We start from the raw sequence: 16112 nt of genomic DNA on the forward strand, positions 1-16112 counted from the left end.
CCTATATGCTGGAGGACGAGATGGCTGAGATTCTTTTCGTGCTGACCGGGGCCGACCGCTGGACGCTGGCCGACGGGACCGGGCACCCGACCGGCTTCTGGGCCGAGGAGTTCGTGGTGCCGTACCGGACCTTCACCGAGGCCGGGCACCGGGTCACCGTCGCGACGCCCGGCGCTGTCGTGCCCAAGCCCGACCCGGCGAGCCTCACCGCCGACTTCGGCGGCGAGGCCTTCGCCGCCGAGGTGGAGGGCATCGCCGCCCTGCGCGACCCGATCAAGGTGGAGGAGGCCGACCCGGCCGCCTACGACGCGGTGTTCTACCCGGGCGGTCACGGCCCGATGGAGGACCTGTCGGTGAACGCCGACTCGGGCCGGCTGCTGACGGCCGCGCTCGACTCGGGCAGGCCGCTCGCGGTGGTCTGCCACGGGCCCGCGGCGATGCTGGCCGCCGAACGCGCCGACGGCACGCCGACGTTCGCCGGTTACCGGCTCGCCGCGTTCACCAACGAGGAGGAGACCCAGGCCGGGTTCGCCGACAAGGCCGCCTGGCTCCTGGAAGACCGCCTGGTCGCCCTCGGCGCGAACGTCGACAAGGGCGAGGCGTGGGCGCCGCACGTGGTCGTCGACCGCAACCTCTACACCGGGCAGAACCCGTCCTCCTCCGGCCCGCTGGCCGACGAGGTCCTCAAGGCGCTGGGCTGAGCCATGGGCAAAGACCGGCCGACCGAGGTCCTCGACGCCACCTACACCTGCCTCAGGCTGCACGGTGTCCGGCGTACGACGATGGACGACATCGCCCGCGAGGCGGGCATGTCACGGTCGGCCGTCTACCAGTACGTACGTAACAAGGACGACGCCTTCCGCCGCCTCGCCGAACGCCTGCACACCCAGGCGCTGGAGCAGGCGCGGGAGGCGGCGGCCGCCCAGGCCCCCGCCGCCGACCGGGTGCGCGGGGTGCTGGGAGCCAAGCTCGAACTCGTCCGCAAACTCGTCGGAGAGTCACCGCACGCGGGCGAGCTGCTCGACCAGAAGGCGCGGCTGTTCGGCGACATCTGCGCCAAGTTCGTCACCGACCTCAGCGCCCTGCTGGCCGGCGTCTTCGCCGAGGCGGGCGTCGCCACGGTCGCTCCGGACGAGGCGGCCGACATCTGCATCGCGCTGGTCATCGGGCTGGAGGAACGGCCCGACGGCACCCGCCTCCTGCAGCCCGCCGCCGACGCGCTGATCACCGGGCTCCTCGCCCCGAGATAACCCCTCGTCCCCCCGGACACACTCGTCCCCCCGGACAAAGACGCCCACCGGTCGAACTGAGGCCGGCGGGAGATATGACAACGAGCGAAAGGTACGACAGTGCAGTACGTGACCTTGAACAACGGCGTGGAGATGCCGCAGCTGGGCTTCGGTGTCTGGCAGGTACCCGACGACGAGGCCTACAGCGCCGTGACCGAGGCGCTCGGCGCCGGCTACCGCAGCATCGACACCGCGCGGGCCTACGAGAACGAGGAGGGCACCGGCCGTGCCGTCCGCGACTCGGGCATCGCGCGCGACGAGCTGTTCGTCACGACCAAGCTCTGGAACACCGACCACGCCTACGACGACGCGGTGCGCGCCGTCGACGCCAGCCTGGAGCGGCTCGGCCTCGACCACGTCGACCTCATCCTGATCCACTGGCCGGTCGCGGGTTCGGAGCAGTACCTGGAGGCCTGGAAGGCGTTCGAGAAGGCCTACGCCGACGGCAAGGCCCGGGCGATCGGCGTGTCCAACTTCACGGTCGAGGCGCTGGAGCGGCTGACCAAGGAGGCCGAGGTCACCCCGGTCATCAACCAGATCGAGCTCCACCCGTACATGCAGCAGAAGCAGCTGCGCGCCGCGGGCGCCGAGCACGGCCTGCTGACCGAGGCCTGGAGCCCGCTCGGCCAGGGCAAGGGCCTGCTGGACGACGCGGTGCTGAAGCGGATCGGCGCCAAGCACGGCAAGTCCGCGGCCCAGGCCGTGCTGCGCTGGCACCTGCAGACCGGCAACGTCGTCATCCCGAAGTCGGTGACGCCGTCGCGGATCAAGGAGAACATCGACGTCTTCGACTTCGAGCTGGACGCCGCCGACCTGGCCGAGATCGAAGCGCTCGACCAGGGCAAGCGCTTCGGTCCCGACCCGGCGACGTTCAACTGGATGGGCTGATCAGCCGAGCAGCTCCTGCAGCTCGGCGACGGCGGTCCTCAGCTCGTTCGCGAACACCTGCATGGCGTCCGCGACCGGGCGCGGCGTGGACAGGTACACGTTGAAGCGGTCGGGGAGCAGCACGTAGCCGACGCCAATGCACTGCATGCTGGTCGAGCCGAACCCGAACGACTGGATGTTGACCGACGGCGCCGAGCTGGTGCTCAGGTAGTCGTCGCGCATCTTGATCCAGCCCGGCGACTCGAACAGCGTCAGCTCGTCGGCGGTCACGCCCAGCTCGGCGCCGCGGCGCTTCTGGATGAGCTGGAGCTCCCACAGATGCTGCTCGGGCACCTGACCCGCCTGGCTGTCCTTGGCGCGGCGCACGTGGGCGTCGGCGGCGGCGCGGAACGCGGCGCGCCTGGCGTCGGCGCCCGCCGCCGGGTCGTCCATCGCGCTGGCGAAGGCAACGGCCTCGGGCGTCACCACGCGCATCGCCTCGGTCCGCCCGCGCCGCAGGTGCCGGGTGGCGATCGACTCGTAGGTGGCGCCCAGGAAGCCCTTCGACCGCTTGTGCGCGAGCTGGTAGGCCATCTGGACGAACGCGTCCGGCGAGGTCTTCAGCTCCTTGGCGCGGGTGGAGCCGAAGTCGTCGAACGAGACGTTCAGCGTCGCGGTGTCGGCGGCGTACTGGGCGAACGCCTCACCTGCGCCCCGCACGGCGGCGCGCAGGTCGTCGTCGAGGACGAAGTCGATCGGCGTGAGGCCCGGCTGCCCCTGGGCCCGCGCGCCGGACGCGTCCGCCTGCTCGGCGGCGGGCGTGCCCAGCAGCGCGTCGACGAAGCTGAGGATCGTCGTGCCGTCCAGGCCGCAGTGCTCGACGTTGATGCCCGCCGTGCCGTCCGCGAACACGATCAGCGACACGGCCTTGTCGAACCAGCGGTTGCCGCTGTCGCCGGCGAGCAGCTGGTCGCACGCCTCCTGCGTGCTCGTGGGTGCGAAGTTCTCCAGGCAGACGCAGAACAGCGCGGTCTCGACCTCGTCGAGCGCCGCCGCGTTCGCCGGGTCGAGGGCGATCAGCGCCTCCCGGTCGGCCGCCCACTCCGCGCGCGCCTTGGTGGTCAGGTGACCGACCGGGGACTCAGGTGCGACGTCGGACTTCAGCACCGCGTCCAGACCCGCGGCCAGCTCCTCCAGAGTGTGGGGCTTGCCCGCCGGGCCGATGACGTCCATGCGGAACATCGCGCCGCGATGGAACACCACGATGTGCCGGGCCTTGGACGGGCCCGGCCATGCGTCGGTATAGGGGGAGCGGACGGTGTCCTGGGAGGCCCCCGGAATGCGGGTCGTGGAGAACAGGAACTTGTTCTGCTCCATGGACAGCGGCTTGCCGCGCTGCAGGGCGGGTGGGATGGCCTCCTCATCGAGGAGCCGCTTGTAGTTGAGCGCCGTCGCGATGAGTCCCGCTGCACGGTCGACCTGCCCGAGCCCCGCGTCGTGGAACAGGAAGAAGAAGTTGGCGTTCAGTGCGATGCGGTCGCGGCGGCCCAGGTAGCGGTAGGGCCAGAACGTGTCGAGCCAGCTGTGCACCCCCTCGCTCGCGTCGTACTCCTCGAGCGCGGCCTGGAGCTTGCGGCCCGGTCCGTCCGGTCGCAGGAACGTCTCGACCTCGCGTTCGGTCTCGGCCAGCTCCTCGGGGGTCAGCAGCGGCGCGCACCACTCCAGCAGCCGGCGGCCGCTGTCGTCCAGGGTGGGCAGCGGTATCCGCGGCAGGGTGTCCTCGTTGTCGAAGGTGCGGGGGGAGGGTTGTGGGCTGCTGTTCAACTCGATCCTCGTTCTGGATGGGTCGGCCGTGAGAGGTACAGCTGCGCGTAGAGCCATCCGTCGGTCTCCAGGCCGTGCGGGTCCACCCCGACGGAGGACAGGGTGTCCAGGACCTGGGTGTGCTCCTCTGGCGTGGCGAAACGACGCTGCTTGAAAACGCCTTCGTGACGAACGGTTTTATACCCGGCTTCGGCGAGGCTGTCGGCGACCGGCTCGAATGGGAACATCCGGAGCACGAAGTGTGCCATCCAGGGAAGGCGCTCACCGTGCGCCCGGGCGATGCGGGAGATGGTCCGCTCGGTGACATAGCCCACGCAGCCGGTGGAGACGACGAGGTCGGCGGCCGCGAGCCGCTCGCGCTGGGACTCGGTCGGCTCGCCCGCCTCCAGGTCGGTGTGCACGGCCTCGTCGATGAAGCCGGTCTCCAGCGCGTACGACAGCGCGCTGTCGGAGGCGTCCAGGCCCATGAAGCGGGTGCCGGGACGGCCGCGGTCGCGCACGAACTCGCGGTCCCGCGACACCAGCGTGTCGTGCGCGTAGAAGGCGCGGTCGCAGTAGCGCTCGTAGAGGTCGTCCATGGTGGCGTCGCAGCGCAGCAGCGCCGCGTTGATGCCGTAGGAGCAGCCGATGTCCAGGATGGTCGGGGCCGCGACGCCGGCGGCCTCCCGGTAGTCCGCGATCAGCTCGGCGAAGTGCGGCTTGGCCAGCTGGGGGATGCAGTAGCCGAGCTCGCGCAGGGTGTCGAAGTAGGCGCGGGGGTCCGGCTGGGAGTAGATGTGGTCGAGCGAGACCTTCCCGGTGGTTTCGGTGTCCATGTTCAGTTGTTCCAGCCCGTCTCTAGTCCAGTAGCCGGTCGACCCGGACGGCGTGACCTTCCGCCTCCAGGTGCTGGGGGAGCACGCGGCCGAACAGCTGCCGCGTCCGGGCGACGCTGCCGATCACGCCGGGCCGCTCGCTGTAGGCGAAGATGGCGGAATGGCGCGCCGTCGCACCCTTCACCGTGGTGACCCGGTGCAGCGAGTAGCGGCCCTTGAACAGCTGGAGGTCGCCGGGCCGGAGCGTCAGCCGCCTGACCAGCCCGCCGTCGTCACCTCCGAGCACGCTCGCGACATCGGCGAAATTCTCGTTCTCGGCGGATCTGATATTGGGGCAGTATTCGAACTCCCCGCCCTCAGCGGCCTCCTGCGTCACCATGCTCACCGTGAACTCGTTGACGTCGAAATGCCATGGGTGTTGCATGCCGGGTTTGACGACGTTCAGGCACAGGCCCGAGAGCGGATCCGCCAGTTCGTGGACGCGGTTCAGCCCGAAGCAGGCGGCCACGAAGCGCTGGAAGAGCTCGCTCGAATAGAGCCGCTGGACGATGAAATCGGCGGGGATGTGGTCGCGGGCGACGAAGGCGTTGCCGCGGTCGAACGGGACGCGACCGGGGTGGTCGGCCGGGAGTGACGGGTCCACGGCGATGTTGTAGACGTTGACGGTCTCGACGTCATAGTGCGCGAGTGGAGCGGCGGTCGCACATTCTTCGCGCAATGCGGCGACCAGCGGTTCCTGGATGAAATCCGGTAGAACGCAGCACCCGGAATTCTCTAGTTCGCGCCGGATCCCGGGGATCAGCGTCCCTGGGTCCGACAGCGGATAACGGGCGGTGTTGACGACCTGGTCGACCGAGCGAGCTACGGAAGTGCCCATCAAGATCCTCTCTGCGGACCTGGTGAGTTTTTAGCACACCGAATCGGCATGATTCGTTGGCGGATTTATGGACCCGCCTTTATTAGCCGACTTCAGAGTTGACCCCGTGACCTGCGCCTACTCCGGGTGGTCCGGGGGTGTGCCCGGACTTTGCCCGCATGTGAATGTGGCCCACATCACGTCGAAGACCGGAACTCCATGATTGATCGTCCTTATCTCGGGAAGAGCAGTCTGCGATACGTGTGCATCCGTAACTGGGAGGTTGCTTTCCGCGATGACGACTCTCGACGAGAGCGCGACGCCACCTGTCAGCGAGTCGTCCGTCAGACGGGCGGTCATGGCCTCCACCATGGGGAACGCTGTGGAGTGGTTCGACTATGGCGTCTTCACGTCGGGGGCCATCACCGGGACGGTGGGGAAGGTCTTCTTCCCGGGCGAGTCCAACGCGGTGCTGAAGTCGCTGGCCCTGGTGGCCATCGGCTTCATCGTCCGCCCGTTCGGCGGCGCCTTCTTCGGGCCGCTGGGCGACAAGATCGGGCGCAAGCCCGTGCTCGCCCTCACGATCCTGCTGATGTCGACCTGTACGTTCCTGGTCGGCGTCCTGCCGACGTACGCGGCCATCGGCATCGCCGCGCCGATCATCCTGCTGTGCCTGCGGCTCATCCAGGGCTTCTCGACCGGCGGTGAGTACGGCGGCGCCGCGACGTTCATCGCCGAGTACGCGCCGACCAAGAAACGCGGGTTCTACGGCAGCTTCCTGGAGATGGGAACGCTGACCGGCTACATCCTCGGTAACGCCCTGGTGCTCATCGTGAGCCTGTCGCTGGGCACCAAGCACTTTGACACCTGGGGCTGGCGCATCCCGTTCCTGCTGGCGCTCCCGCTCGGCATCGTCGGCCTGTACCTGCGCTCCAAGCTGGACGATCCGCCGGCCTTCCGCAAGCTGCAGGAGAAGGGCGAGGAGCCGGAGAAGATCCCGCTGAAGGAGACGCTCGCGGGCTACTGGCCGATGATCCTCAACCTCATCGGCATCGTGATCCTGCTGAACGTCGCCGACTACATGCTGCTGACGACGATGCCGTCCTACTTCACCGAGCATCTGGACATCGGAGCCAACACCGCCACGATGATCATCATCGGCGTGGAGGCGCTGCAGATGTGCGTGCTGGTCCCGCTCGGCGCACTGTCGGACCGGATCGGCCGAAAACCGCTGCTGATGACCGCGGCCATCGGGTTCCTGGTGGTCAGCTATCCGGCGGTGCGGCTCATGCAGAGCGGCAACCTGGTGGCCCTGTTCATCGGCTTCCTGGCGGTCGCGATGCTGCTGGCGCTGATCCTGGCGGTCATCGGGTCCACGTTCCCGGCGATGTTCCCGACCCGTGTGCGGTACGGCTCGTTCGCCATCGGCTACAACGTGTCGACCGCGATCTTCGGTGGCACGGTCGGCGTGGTCGTCGAGGCGCTGATCAACAAGACGGGCGACAAGAACTGGCCCGCCTACTACCTGATGATCGCCGCCGCGATCGCCATCATCCCGATCATGCGCATCCCCGAGACGGCCGGTGTGTCGATCGAGAAGATCGACGCCGAAGAGGAACGCGAGCCCGCCGGCGCCCGCTAGGCGCCGTCAGCCTGCGCGAACGCGCCCCGGGGCCCTCGCTAGACGAGGGTCTCGGGGCGCACCAGTACGCAGTCGTACTCGATGACGCGGCCGGTGGCGGGCTCGCGGCTGACGGGGAACATCCCCGAGACCTCGAAGCCCGCGTCCTGGTAGGTGCCGATGGCCTCGGTCATACCGGGCATGCCGTCGTAGATGGGCAGCAGCGCCACCTCCGACTGCATCCCGGCGAACTCCTTGATGTGGTCGCCGGCGCCCGCGAAGACCTCCAGGTCGAAGCCCTGGGTATCGAGCTTGAGGTACGGGCGGGGGTCGGCGATGCCGTCGAGGACCTCGTCCAGGACCGTGTCCAGGCGCCGCACCGGCACCTCCGCGACCTCCAGCTCGTTCAGGTCGTTGAAGGTGCGGGCGCCGAAGTCGCTCGGCTCCAGCATCGAGCTCAGGTGCCCGAAGCCGGGGACGACGTTCATCTCGACCGTCCCCTCCTCGCGGCCGAGCGCGAACGGGTGGACCTGCCACTCTGGATCGTTCCCGGCGGCCTCGGCGAGCTTCACCGCGTGCTCGGGGACGGGCTCGAACGAGGCGATCCGGCCCTTGTATCCGGCGCGGCGCAGGCCCGCGCCATATTGCCCGGCATTCGCGCCGACGTCGATCACGCAGTTGACCTTGTATTTGCGCAAGATCCAGGCGATGTGCTCGGCGGCGAGGTAGTAGTGCAGCTTCTTCTGGAATTCGTAGGCGTGTTTGCGTGGCTCGTTCTTCTTGGTGACGATGACCGTCGATCCGGGCAGTCGCTGCAGGCTGTGCCGCCTTCCACGGCGCGACAGCAGGGCCGCGCCGGGCCCGATGTCGGTGATCTGAAGTCCGAAGGCCCGGAGTCCGTTGAGAGCGCGCTTACGCAAAGTGGCCATGCATTCGCAGGTTAGGGGCGGACCGTCAGTTTCAGCAAGTCAGGCTGAAATTCACGGGACCATCCAAGACAGGACATCGGTGGACTGGAGCCCCGACAGGACGCACATTCCGAGGAGGAAGAGCAGGCTCCATCCGAGCACTCTCCGGAAGATGTCGCCCTCCTTGCCGTGCAGGCCGACGGCCGCGGCCGCGATGGCGAGGTTCTGCGGGGAGAGCATCTTGCCGAGGACGCCGCCCGAGCTGTTGGACGCGGCCATCAGGACGGGTGACAGGTCGGCCTTGTCCGCCGCGGTGACCTGCAGCGCGCCGAACAGCGAGTTGGAGGAGGTGTCCGAGCCGGTCACCGCCGTGCCGAGCCAGCCGAGGATGGGGGACAGCAGGGCGAACGCGCTTCCGGCCCCGGCCATCCAGGTGCCGAGCGTCACGGTCTGGCCCGAGGCGTTCATCACGAACGCGAGCGCCAGCACGGCCATGACCGTCAGGATCGCCCAGCGCAGCTGCACCAGGCTCGCCCAGTACGCCTTGACGCCGCCGGTCACGCTCACCCCCAGCACGAGCATGGTCACCACACCCGCGACCAGCATCTGCGTGCCGGGCGTCGTGAACCAGTTGAGGGTGAACGTGACCGACCCCAGCGGCTTGCCGGACGCGCTGGTCAGGTGCAGGCCCGGCCACTGGAAGGTCTGTGTGGCCTTGTTCAGCCACGTCTTGACCTGGTCGATCTGGCAGACGACGAAGACCGCGATGATGATGGCGTACGGGGCGTAGGCGCGCGCGATCTCGGCGCGGCTGTCGGGCCGTTCGACGCGGCGGGCGAACTCCGGCGAGGGCTCGTCGACCGAGCCGCCCGCCACCGGGGCCGGACGCGGGGCGGGGCGCAGGCGCACGACCGCCACCACGACGACGGCCGAGGTCAGCGCCGCGATGACGTCCGCGAGCGGCACGGAGACGAAGTTCGAGGTCACGTACTGTGCGATCCCGAACGCGATACCGCAGGTCAGCGCGACGGGCCAGGTCTCGCGCAGCCCGCGCGCCCCGTCCACGATCACCACCAGCACCAGCGGCACGAAGACCGCCAGGATCGGCGTCTGGCGCCCGACCATCGAGCCGAGCGTGTCGCTGGAGATGCCGGTCACCTTGCCGAGCGTGAGGATCGGGGTCGCCATCGCGCCGAACGCGACCGGCGCGGTGTTGGCGGTGAGTGCGAGCACGGCGGCCTTCATCGGGTCGAAGCCGAGTGCGATGAGCATCACCGAGGTGACCGCGACGGGCGTTCCGAAGCCCGCGAGCGCCTCCATGAGCGCGCCGAAGGAGAAGGCGATCAGCACCGCCTGGATGCGCTGGTCGTCGCTGACCGTCGCGAACGAGCGCCGCAGCACGTCGAAGTGCCCGGTGTCGACGGTCATCGTGTAGACCCAGATCGCGTTGATCACGATCCAGAGGATCGGGAAGAAGCCGAAGGCGGCGCCCTCGGACCCGGCGAGCAGCGCCTGCCCGACCGGCATCCCGTACGCCCAGACGGCCACGACCAGCGCGGCGGCGAGCGAGATGAGGGAGGCCAGCCAGGCGCGCATGCGGACCACGCCGAGCAGGATGAACAGGACGGCCAGCGGGATGGCCGCGACGAGAGAGCTCCAGCCGAGCGAGTCGGCTATGGGATCGAGGACCTGTTTGTACACCGGTGATCACCTCGGGAGCGCAGAGCGTGCCTGACCCCCGAGCAGTTGATCGATACCCACGAATGTGGCCTGGATCACCCTGAAATGGCCAGCATTTGGCGTTTTGTTCCGTGGTCCTCATCAGGGAGGTCGTGCTGGTCAAGCACGGTGTACCACTCCGGCAGGAGCGAGGCCGGCTCGTCCGGGCCCAGGCACCAGCGGGCGGGCAGCGAGGGCCTGACGCGCCGGGCGTCCTCGGTGAAGGCCTCCCACGCCAGCACTCCGCCCGGCGCCACGGCCTCGATCGCCTTCGGGAAGACGGCGCCGTCCCAGTAGCCGGTGCAGATCACCAGCGCGTACGTGCGAGCCGGGCGCCATGCGGCCAGATCGATCAGATCGACGTCGATGAGGTCGTTCAGCTCGCGGCGGCCCGCCTCCACCAGGAGCCTGCCGAGCGCGACCTCGGAGACGTCCACGGCGGTCACCCGGCGGCCGGTCGTGGCGGCCAGCAGGGCCGTGCCGGACGGGCCCGAGGCCAGATCGAGGACCGGGCCGTCCGGAAGGTCCAGCGTGAGCGCCCGTTCGGCCAGTGGATGCGGCCGGAACCTGGAGGTCGCCTGGGCCGTGTACTTGGCGTTCCAGCGCAGCCGATCCGGATGTCGATCCAGCTCAGGGGGCACATCCTGCGGCTCATCCGGCATGGCCGAAGCCTAACAAGGGGAAGATCGAGGATATGGCCGATGAGCTGTCGGCAGCGCTGGGGGAGCTGCGGCGCCTGCTCGACCATGATCTTTTCCCGCTGGCGGTCAGGGACGTCGCGGGGGACCGGCGCGCGCTGAAGGAGCTCACCGGCCAGCTGGACGACTACCTGCTGCCGCGCCTCGCCGCGATCGACGCGCCCCTGCTGGCGGTCGTCGGCGGCTCGACCGGCGCCGGCAAGTCCACGCTCGTCAACTCGCTGGCCGGGGCCGAGGTGACCGAGGCGGGCGTGCTGAGGCCCACCACGCTGGCGCCGACGCTGGTGACGCACCCCGATGACGCCGAGTGGTTCCTGGCCACGAACGTGCTGCCCGGCCTGCCCCGGACCACCGGGAAGGGGCGCGGCGAGCCCGGGTCGCTCAAGGTCGTCACGACCGACTCCGTTCCCGCCGGGCTGGCGTTGCTGGACGCGCCCGACATCGACTCGGTGGTGACCGCCAACCGTGAGCTGGCCGCGCAGCTGCTGGCCGCCGCCGACCTCTGGCTCTTCGTCACGACCGCCGCCCGGTACGCCGACGAGGTGCCGTGGGCGTTCCTGCGGACGGCGCGCGATCGCAGCACGGCGCTGTCGGTCATCCTGCAGCGGGTCCCGCTGGAGGCGCTCGACCCGGTCGCCCGTGACCTCGCCCGGCTGCTGGAGGAGAACGGGCTGGCCGGCACTCCCTTGTTCGTCGTGCCGGAGCTGACCTTGCCCGCCGAGAACACGCGCCTGCCCGCCTCGGCCGTTCAGCCGATCCGTGAGTGGCTGAACGGGCTGTCGGCGGACGCCAAGTCGCGCGCGGAGGTCGTGCGCCGGACGCTGTCGGGCGCGCTCGACAGCCTGGCCGTACGGCTGCCCGCGCTCGCCGACGCCGCCGACCGGCAGCGGGCCGCCGCCGACGAGCTGCGGGCGCTGGTCGGCAAGAGCTACGAGTCCGGGATGACGGCGTTCGACGAGGGCATGCGCGACGGCACGCTGCTGCGCGGCGAGGTGCTGGCACGCTGGCAGGACTTCATCGGCACCGGCGACCTGATGCGGAGCCTGGAGTCGCGGATCGGGCGGATGAGGGACCGTCTCGTCGCGGCGGTCCGGGGCCGCCCGGCGACCGCCAAGGAGCTGACGACGGCGCTGGAGAGCGGCGTCGAGGCACTGATCCGTTCCGTCGCCGACCAGTCGGCCGAACGCGCCGTCGAGTCGTGGCTGGCCACCCCGCCCGGACGCGATCTGCTGGAACGTTCCGGCGTCGCGATGGCCGGGCGCCTCGGTCGCGTCTCGCCGGAGCTGCGGGCGCGGGCCGAGACGGCCGTACGGGAGTGGCAGGGCTACGTGCTGGAGCTGGTCCGTTCCGAGGGCGGCGACCGGCGCGGGCGGGCGCGGGCCGCCTCGTTCGGCATCAACGGGCTCGGGCTGATGCTGATGATCGGCGTGTTCGCCTCCACGGGCGGACTGTCGGGCATCGAGATCGGCATCGCGGGCGGCACGACCGTGCTCAGCCAGAAGGTGCTGGAGGCCGTCTTCGGCGACCAGGCCGTACGGAAGCTGACCGAGAACGCCCGCGCTGACCTGCGGCGCCGCGTCCGGGAACTGCTGGACGAGGAGGAGAAGCGCTTCACCGTCCTGCTGAACGGTGTGACCGGCGCCGACCCGGCCGCGCTGCGGTCCGCGGCGGCCGCCGTCCACGCGCACCGGCTCGAGCTTCCTCAGCGGGAGGTGCGGTGAAGGTCCTGCGCCGCAAGAGCACCATCTCGCTCGACGAACGGCTGACCGCGCTCGCGGCCGCCGCCGACCTCGCCGAGGACCGGCTGGACGACGCGGTGGTCGAACAGGCCCGCGAGGTCGCCGATCGGGCCGGGGCGCGCGCCGCGCTGTCGGCCGAGCACACGGTCGCGGCGCTGGCCGGGGCGACCGGGAGCGGGAAGTCGTCGCTGTTCAACGCGCTTTCCGGAACGGAGCTGGCCACGGTCGGCGTGACCCGGCCGACGACCGCGACGGCACAGGCGGCCGGGTGGGATCCGGAGGGCTCCGGGCCGCTGCTGGACTGGCTGGAGGTGCCGCGACGGCACGCGGTCGAGGGCGGGGACTCGGGTCTGGACGGCCTGATCCTGCTCGACCTGCCCGACCATGACTCGTTCGAGCTCGCCCACCGGGTCGAGGTGGACCGGCTCGTCGCGGTGGTCGACCTGCTGGTGTGGGTGCTCGACCCGCAGAAGTACGCAGACGCCGCCGTGCACGAGCGCTACCTGCGCCCGCTGGCCCGGCACAAGGACGTCATGGTCGTCGTGCTCAACCAGGTGGACCGGCTGCCGGAGAAGGCGGTCGCGCAGTGCTTGAACGACCTGCGGGGCCTGCTCGCCGAGGACGGGCTGTCGGGCGTTCCGGTGCTGGCCGTGTCGGCGCGCACCGGGCAGGGCGTTCCGGAGCTGCACAAGATGCTCGCCGACAAGGTCTCGCGCAGGCAGGCGTGGGCGGCGCGGCTGGCGGCCGACGCCTCCACGGCCGCGGACGCGCTGGCCGAGGCCGCCCACCTGTCGGGTGAAGGCGAGGCGAAGACGGGCAAGCAGCCCGATCTCGCGGGGCAGCTCACGCTGGCGCTGAGCGCGGCGGCGGGTGTCCCGCTGGTCGTCGACGCGGTCGCCAAGGCGCACCGGCATCGCGCGGTGGTCGCCACCGGCTGGCCGCTCACCAGGTGGGTGCGGCGGTTCCGGCCCGATCCGTTGCGACGGCTCCGGCTGGGCGGTGATGGCGGCGGAGCAGGGCGGACCTCGTTGCCCGCGGCCTCTCCCGTTCAACGGTCCGGGGTCGATGTCGCGGTACGCGAGGTCGGGGTCGGTGCCGCCAAGGGCGTGCCCGAGCCGTGGGCGCGGGCCGTCCGGGAGGCGGCGCGCGCCAACAACGACCGGCTCGCGGGCGCCCTCGACCAGGCCGTGGCCTCCGCCTCGCTCGGCGCCGCCAAGCGGCCGCGCTGGTGGTCGGTGGTCGGGTTCCTGCAGTGGCTGGTCTTCGCGACGATGGCGGTGGGCGCGCTCTGGCTGCTCCTGCTCTTCGTCGTGAGCTATCTGAAGCTGCCGGACCTGCCGACGGCGAAGATCGGTGAGATCCCGTGGCCGACCGCGCTGCTGATCGGCGGCGCGGTGGTCGGGGTCGTGATCGCCCTGTTGTCCCGTGCGGCGGCGTGGCTGGCCGGTCGGCGCCGGGCGCGGAAGGCCAACAAGGTGCTGCGTGCGGCGGTCGCCGACGTGGGTGAACGGCTGGTCCTCGCACCCGCCCAGGACGAACGGGTCCGCTTCACCGACTTCATGGGCCGGGTGGAGAAGGCGCGGTCCACATAGGGAGTCGGCCGGGGGCGGCGTAGGGAGTCGGCTTCGGGGCGGTCGACCGTTTAGTTAGCTTAGGCTAGCCTCATCTCGTGCTGTCCTCGTCCGTGCGGAAGATCCCCGTCGACCGCCCGGCGCGCACCGGCGGACCGCGCCGGGGCCGATGGGGCGGCATGGCCCTTCTCTTCGTCCTGCTGATCCTGGCCGTGATGGCCAGCTTCGCCATCGGCGCCGAGCACATCCCGCTCGGCAAGGTGGCCGAGGGCGTCTTCTCGCCGGACGGATCCAAGGACGCGCTGATCATCCAGGAGCTGCGGCTGCCGCGTACCGTGCTCGGCGTCGTCGTGGGCGTCGCGCTCGGGCTGGCCGGCGCCATGATGCAGGCGCTGACCCGCAACCCGCTCGCCGAACCGGGACTGCTCGGCGTGAACGGCGGCGCCGCGCTCGCGGTGGTCGTCGTCATCGGGCTGTTCCGCGTGGACGACGTGCTCCTCTACATCTGGGCCGCGTTCGCGGGGGCTGCGGGCGCCGCCGTTCTGGTCTATCTGATCGGGGCACGCGGGCGCGGTGGCACCTCACCGGCCCGGCTGGTGCTGGCGGGCGCGGCGGTCAACGCCGTCTTCAGCGCGCTGACCGCCGGGCTGATGCTGCTGACGCCGCGCACGTTCAACAGCTTCCGGTTCTGGCAGGTCGGGACGCTTGGCAACCGGGACATGGGCGTCTTCTACCGGGTGCTGCCGTTCATCGTCGTCGGCACGATCCTCGCGCTGGTCCTCGCGCGTCCGCTGAACGCGCTGGGGTTGGGCGAGGAGACCGGGAAGGCGCTCGGCGCGAAGCTCGAACGGACCCGGGCCTGGGGCGCGTTCACGATCGTGCTGCTGTGCGGGGCCGCGACCGCGGCGGTCGGGCCGATCACCTTCCTGGGGCTCGCCGTCCCGTTCATCGTCCGGACCGTCATCGGCCCCGACCAGCGGTGGGTGCTGCCCTACTCGGCGCTGCTCGCACCGGTCCTGCTGCTCTGCGCGGACATCACGGGCCGGGTCGTCACGCCCGGCGAGCTGGAGACCGGCATCGTCACCGCGTTCCTCGGGGCGCCGCTGTTCATGGTGATGGTGCGGCGGGGAAGGACGCGCGACCTGTGAGCAAGGTGATTCGGGGACGGGTGGCGCGTGTGGGCGCGCTCTCGATGCGCTGGGATCCCCGCGCCGTGGCGGTATGCGGGGTGCTGGTGCTGCTCGCCGTCGGTGCCGCCGTCTTCGTCGTCGGCTCGGGCGAGTTCTTCATCCCGGCGCTGGACGTCGTGCGGGCGCTCGTCGGACAGGGCGACCAGGCCACCGAGTTCATCGTCAACACATTGCGGCTGCCGCGCGCCGTCACCGGACTGCTGGCCGGGCTGGCGCTCGGCATGAGCGGCGCCATCTTCCAGAGCATCTCCCGAAACCCGCTCGGCAGCCCCGACCTCATCGGCTTCACGACGGGCTCGGCGACCGGCGCGCTGCTGCAGATCCTCGTCTTCGGCGGCGGCGCCGTCGCCATCACGATGAGCTCGGTCGCCGGTGCCGTGCTGACCGCGCTGGTCGTCTACCTGATGGCCTATCGGGGCGGGGGAGTGCACGGCGTCCGGCTCGTGCTCATCGGAGTCGGCGCGGCGGCGATGCTGGAGGCGCTGAACTCCTACCTCATCACGCGCGCCGAACTCCGCCAGGCCTACGAGGCGGCGTTCTGGCTGACCGGCAGCCTGAACGGGCGCGGCTGGAGCCAGGCCATTCCGCTGGCGATCGCGCTCGCCGTGCTCGTTCCGATGGCGGTCTCGCTCGGCGGACGCCTCGGGATGGGGGAGCTGGGCGACGACACCGCGCAGGCGCTGGGCGTTCCGGTGCAGCGGACCCGGGCGTTGCTGGTGGTCGCCGGGGTCGGGCTGGTCGCGGCGGCGACGGCGGCGACCGGTCCGGTGCCGTTCGTCGCGCTGGCCGCCCCGCAGCTCGCGCGGCGGCTGACCCGGCGTCCGGGCGCGCAGCTGGTCCCGGCGGGACTCGCGGGCGCGGCGCTGCTGGTGTGCGCGGACCTGGTCTCGCTGCATCTGCCGGTCGCGATGCCGGTCGGCGTCGTCACCGGCGTGCTCGGTGGCGTCTATCTCGCCTGGCTTCTGTTGACGCCTCGACAGGGGCTTAATTAGGTTAGCCTTACCTTAGTTTGGAG

At 70.5% G+C, this 16112-nt stretch carries 14 protein-coding genes; 8 read left to right on the forward strand and 6 right to left on the reverse strand.

Going from position 1 to position 16112, the window contains the following annotated elements:
- Window positions 1-20: 20 nt before the first annotated feature.
- From J4573_RS26460 to J4573_RS26470, 3 genes are all read left to right on the forward strand, one after another.
- The gene (locus J4573_RS26460; protein ID WP_208258566.1) at window positions 21-701 is read left to right on the forward strand and encodes a type 1 glutamine amidotransferase domain-containing protein; all 681 of its coding nucleotides are present in this window, start codon (window positions 21-23) and stop codon (window positions 699-701) included.
- Window positions 702-704: 3 nt separating this feature from the next.
- Window positions 705-1250, forward strand: coding sequence for a TetR/AcrR family transcriptional regulator (locus tag J4573_RS26465; RefSeq protein ID WP_208258567.1), 546 nt, complete (start codon window positions 705-707; stop codon window positions 1248-1250).
- A 99-nt stretch (window positions 1251-1349) separates the two neighbouring features.
- Window positions 1350-2177, forward strand: coding sequence for an aldo/keto reductase (locus J4573_RS26470; RefSeq protein WP_307796901.1), 828 nt, complete (start codon window positions 1350-1352; stop codon window positions 2175-2177).
- Here the strand turns inward: J4573_RS26470 and J4573_RS26475 are convergent, their stop codons facing one another.
- From J4573_RS26475 to J4573_RS26485, 3 genes are read right to left on the reverse strand one after another with little or no spacing between them, the layout of a single operon-like run.
- Window positions 2178-3980, reverse strand: a complete 1803-nt coding sequence (locus tag J4573_RS26475) for a choline/carnitine O-acyltransferase (RefSeq protein ID WP_208258568.1) — start codon at window positions 3978-3980, stop codon at window positions 2178-2180.
- The gene (locus J4573_RS26480; protein WP_208258569.1) at window positions 3977-4795 is read right to left on the reverse strand and encodes a class I SAM-dependent methyltransferase; all 819 of its coding nucleotides are present in this window, start codon (window positions 4793-4795) and stop codon (window positions 3977-3979) included. Before J4573_RS26480 ends, J4573_RS26475 begins: the two co-directional genes overlap by 4 nt.
- A gap of 22 nt (window positions 4796-4817) precedes the next feature.
- Complete coding sequence (locus tag J4573_RS26485) at window positions 4818-5672, reverse strand: HalD/BesD family halogenase (protein ID WP_208258570.1); 855 nt, start codon at window positions 5670-5672, stop codon at window positions 4818-4820.
- Window positions 5673-5946: 274 nt separating this feature from the next.
- On the opposite strand from J4573_RS26485, the gene J4573_RS26490 reads away from it, so the two are divergent.
- Window positions 5947-7293: an MFS transporter gene (locus J4573_RS26490; protein WP_208258571.1), complete on the forward strand. Its 1347-nt coding sequence runs from the start codon at window positions 5947-5949 to the stop codon at window positions 7291-7293.
- A 38-nt stretch (window positions 7294-7331) separates the two neighbouring features.
- Here the strand turns inward: J4573_RS26490 and J4573_RS26495 are convergent, their stop codons facing one another.
- The 3 genes from J4573_RS26495 to J4573_RS26505 form a co-directional block, all read right to left on the reverse strand.
- A complete protein-coding gene (locus J4573_RS26495) occupies window positions 7332-8201 on the reverse strand; it encodes an FkbM family methyltransferase (protein ID WP_208258572.1) in 870 nt (289 codons plus the stop codon).
- Window positions 8202-8252: 51 nt separating this feature from the next.
- Complete coding sequence (locus J4573_RS26500) at window positions 8253-9881, reverse strand: L-lactate permease (RefSeq protein ID WP_208258573.1); 1629 nt, start codon at window positions 9879-9881, stop codon at window positions 8253-8255.
- Between the two features lie 74 nt (window positions 9882-9955).
- A complete protein-coding gene (locus J4573_RS26505) occupies window positions 9956-10561 on the reverse strand; it encodes a class I SAM-dependent methyltransferase (RefSeq protein WP_208258574.1) in 606 nt (201 codons plus the stop codon).
- Window positions 10562-10593: 32 nt separating this feature from the next.
- Here J4573_RS26505 and J4573_RS26510 point away from each other — a divergent pair, with 32 nt between their 5' ends.
- From J4573_RS26510 to J4573_RS26525, 4 genes are all read left to right on the forward strand, one after another.
- On the forward strand, window positions 10594-12318 hold the full coding sequence (locus J4573_RS26510) for a GTPase family protein (protein WP_208258575.1): 1725 nt from the start codon (window positions 10594-10596) through the stop codon (window positions 12316-12318).
- Window positions 12315-13928, forward strand: coding sequence for a GTPase (locus J4573_RS26515; protein ID WP_208258576.1), 1614 nt, complete (start codon window positions 12315-12317; stop codon window positions 13926-13928). Before J4573_RS26510 ends, J4573_RS26515 begins: the two co-directional genes overlap by 4 nt.
- 77 nt (window positions 13929-14005) lie before the next feature.
- Complete coding sequence (locus tag J4573_RS26520) at window positions 14006-15055, forward strand: iron chelate uptake ABC transporter family permease subunit (RefSeq protein WP_307796902.1); 1050 nt, start codon at window positions 14006-14008, stop codon at window positions 15053-15055.
- Window positions 15052-16089 (forward strand): FecCD family ABC transporter permease, encoded by a 1038-nt coding sequence (locus tag J4573_RS26525; protein ID WP_307796904.1) that lies wholly within the window; start codon window positions 15052-15054, stop codon window positions 16087-16089. The genes J4573_RS26520 and J4573_RS26525 overlap by 4 nt, the downstream gene beginning before the upstream one ends.
- Window positions 16090-16112: the final 23 nt, after the last annotated feature.

The sequence above is a fragment of the Actinomadura barringtoniae genome (genome assembly GCF_017573505.1).
Lineage (GTDB): Bacteria > Actinomycetota > Actinomycetes > Streptosporangiales > Streptosporangiaceae > Spirillospora > Spirillospora barringtoniae.

Excerpts from the sequence above, each read along its gene's own strand:
- J4573_RS26505 (WP_208258574.1), bottom strand. The coding sequence starts at position 10,561 with ATGCCGGATGAGCCGCAGGATGTGCCCCCTGAGCTGGATCGACATCCG.
- J4573_RS26485 (WP_208258570.1), bottom strand. The coding sequence starts at position 5,672 with ATGGGCACTTCCGTAGCTCGCTCGGTCGACCAGGTCGTCAACACCGCC.
- J4573_RS26490 (WP_208258571.1), top strand. The coding sequence starts at position 5,947 with ATGACGACTCTCGACGAGAGCGCGACGCCACCTGTCAGCGAGTCGTCC.
- J4573_RS26460 (WP_208258566.1), top strand. The coding sequence starts at position 21 with ATGGCTGAGATTCTTTTCGTGCTGACCGGGGCCGACCGCTGGACGCTG.
- J4573_RS26495 (WP_208258572.1), bottom strand. The coding sequence starts at position 8,201 with ATGGCCACTTTGCGTAAGCGCGCTCTCAACGGACTCCGGGCCTTCGGA.
- J4573_RS26510 (WP_208258575.1), top strand. The coding sequence starts at position 10,594 with ATGGCCGATGAGCTGTCGGCAGCGCTGGGGGAGCTGCGGCGCCTGCTC.
- J4573_RS26465 (WP_208258567.1), top strand. The coding sequence starts at position 705 with ATGGGCAAAGACCGGCCGACCGAGGTCCTCGACGCCACCTACACCTGC.
- J4573_RS26480 (WP_208258569.1), bottom strand. The coding sequence starts at position 4,795 with ATGGACACCGAAACCACCGGGAAGGTCTCGCTCGACCACATCTACTCC.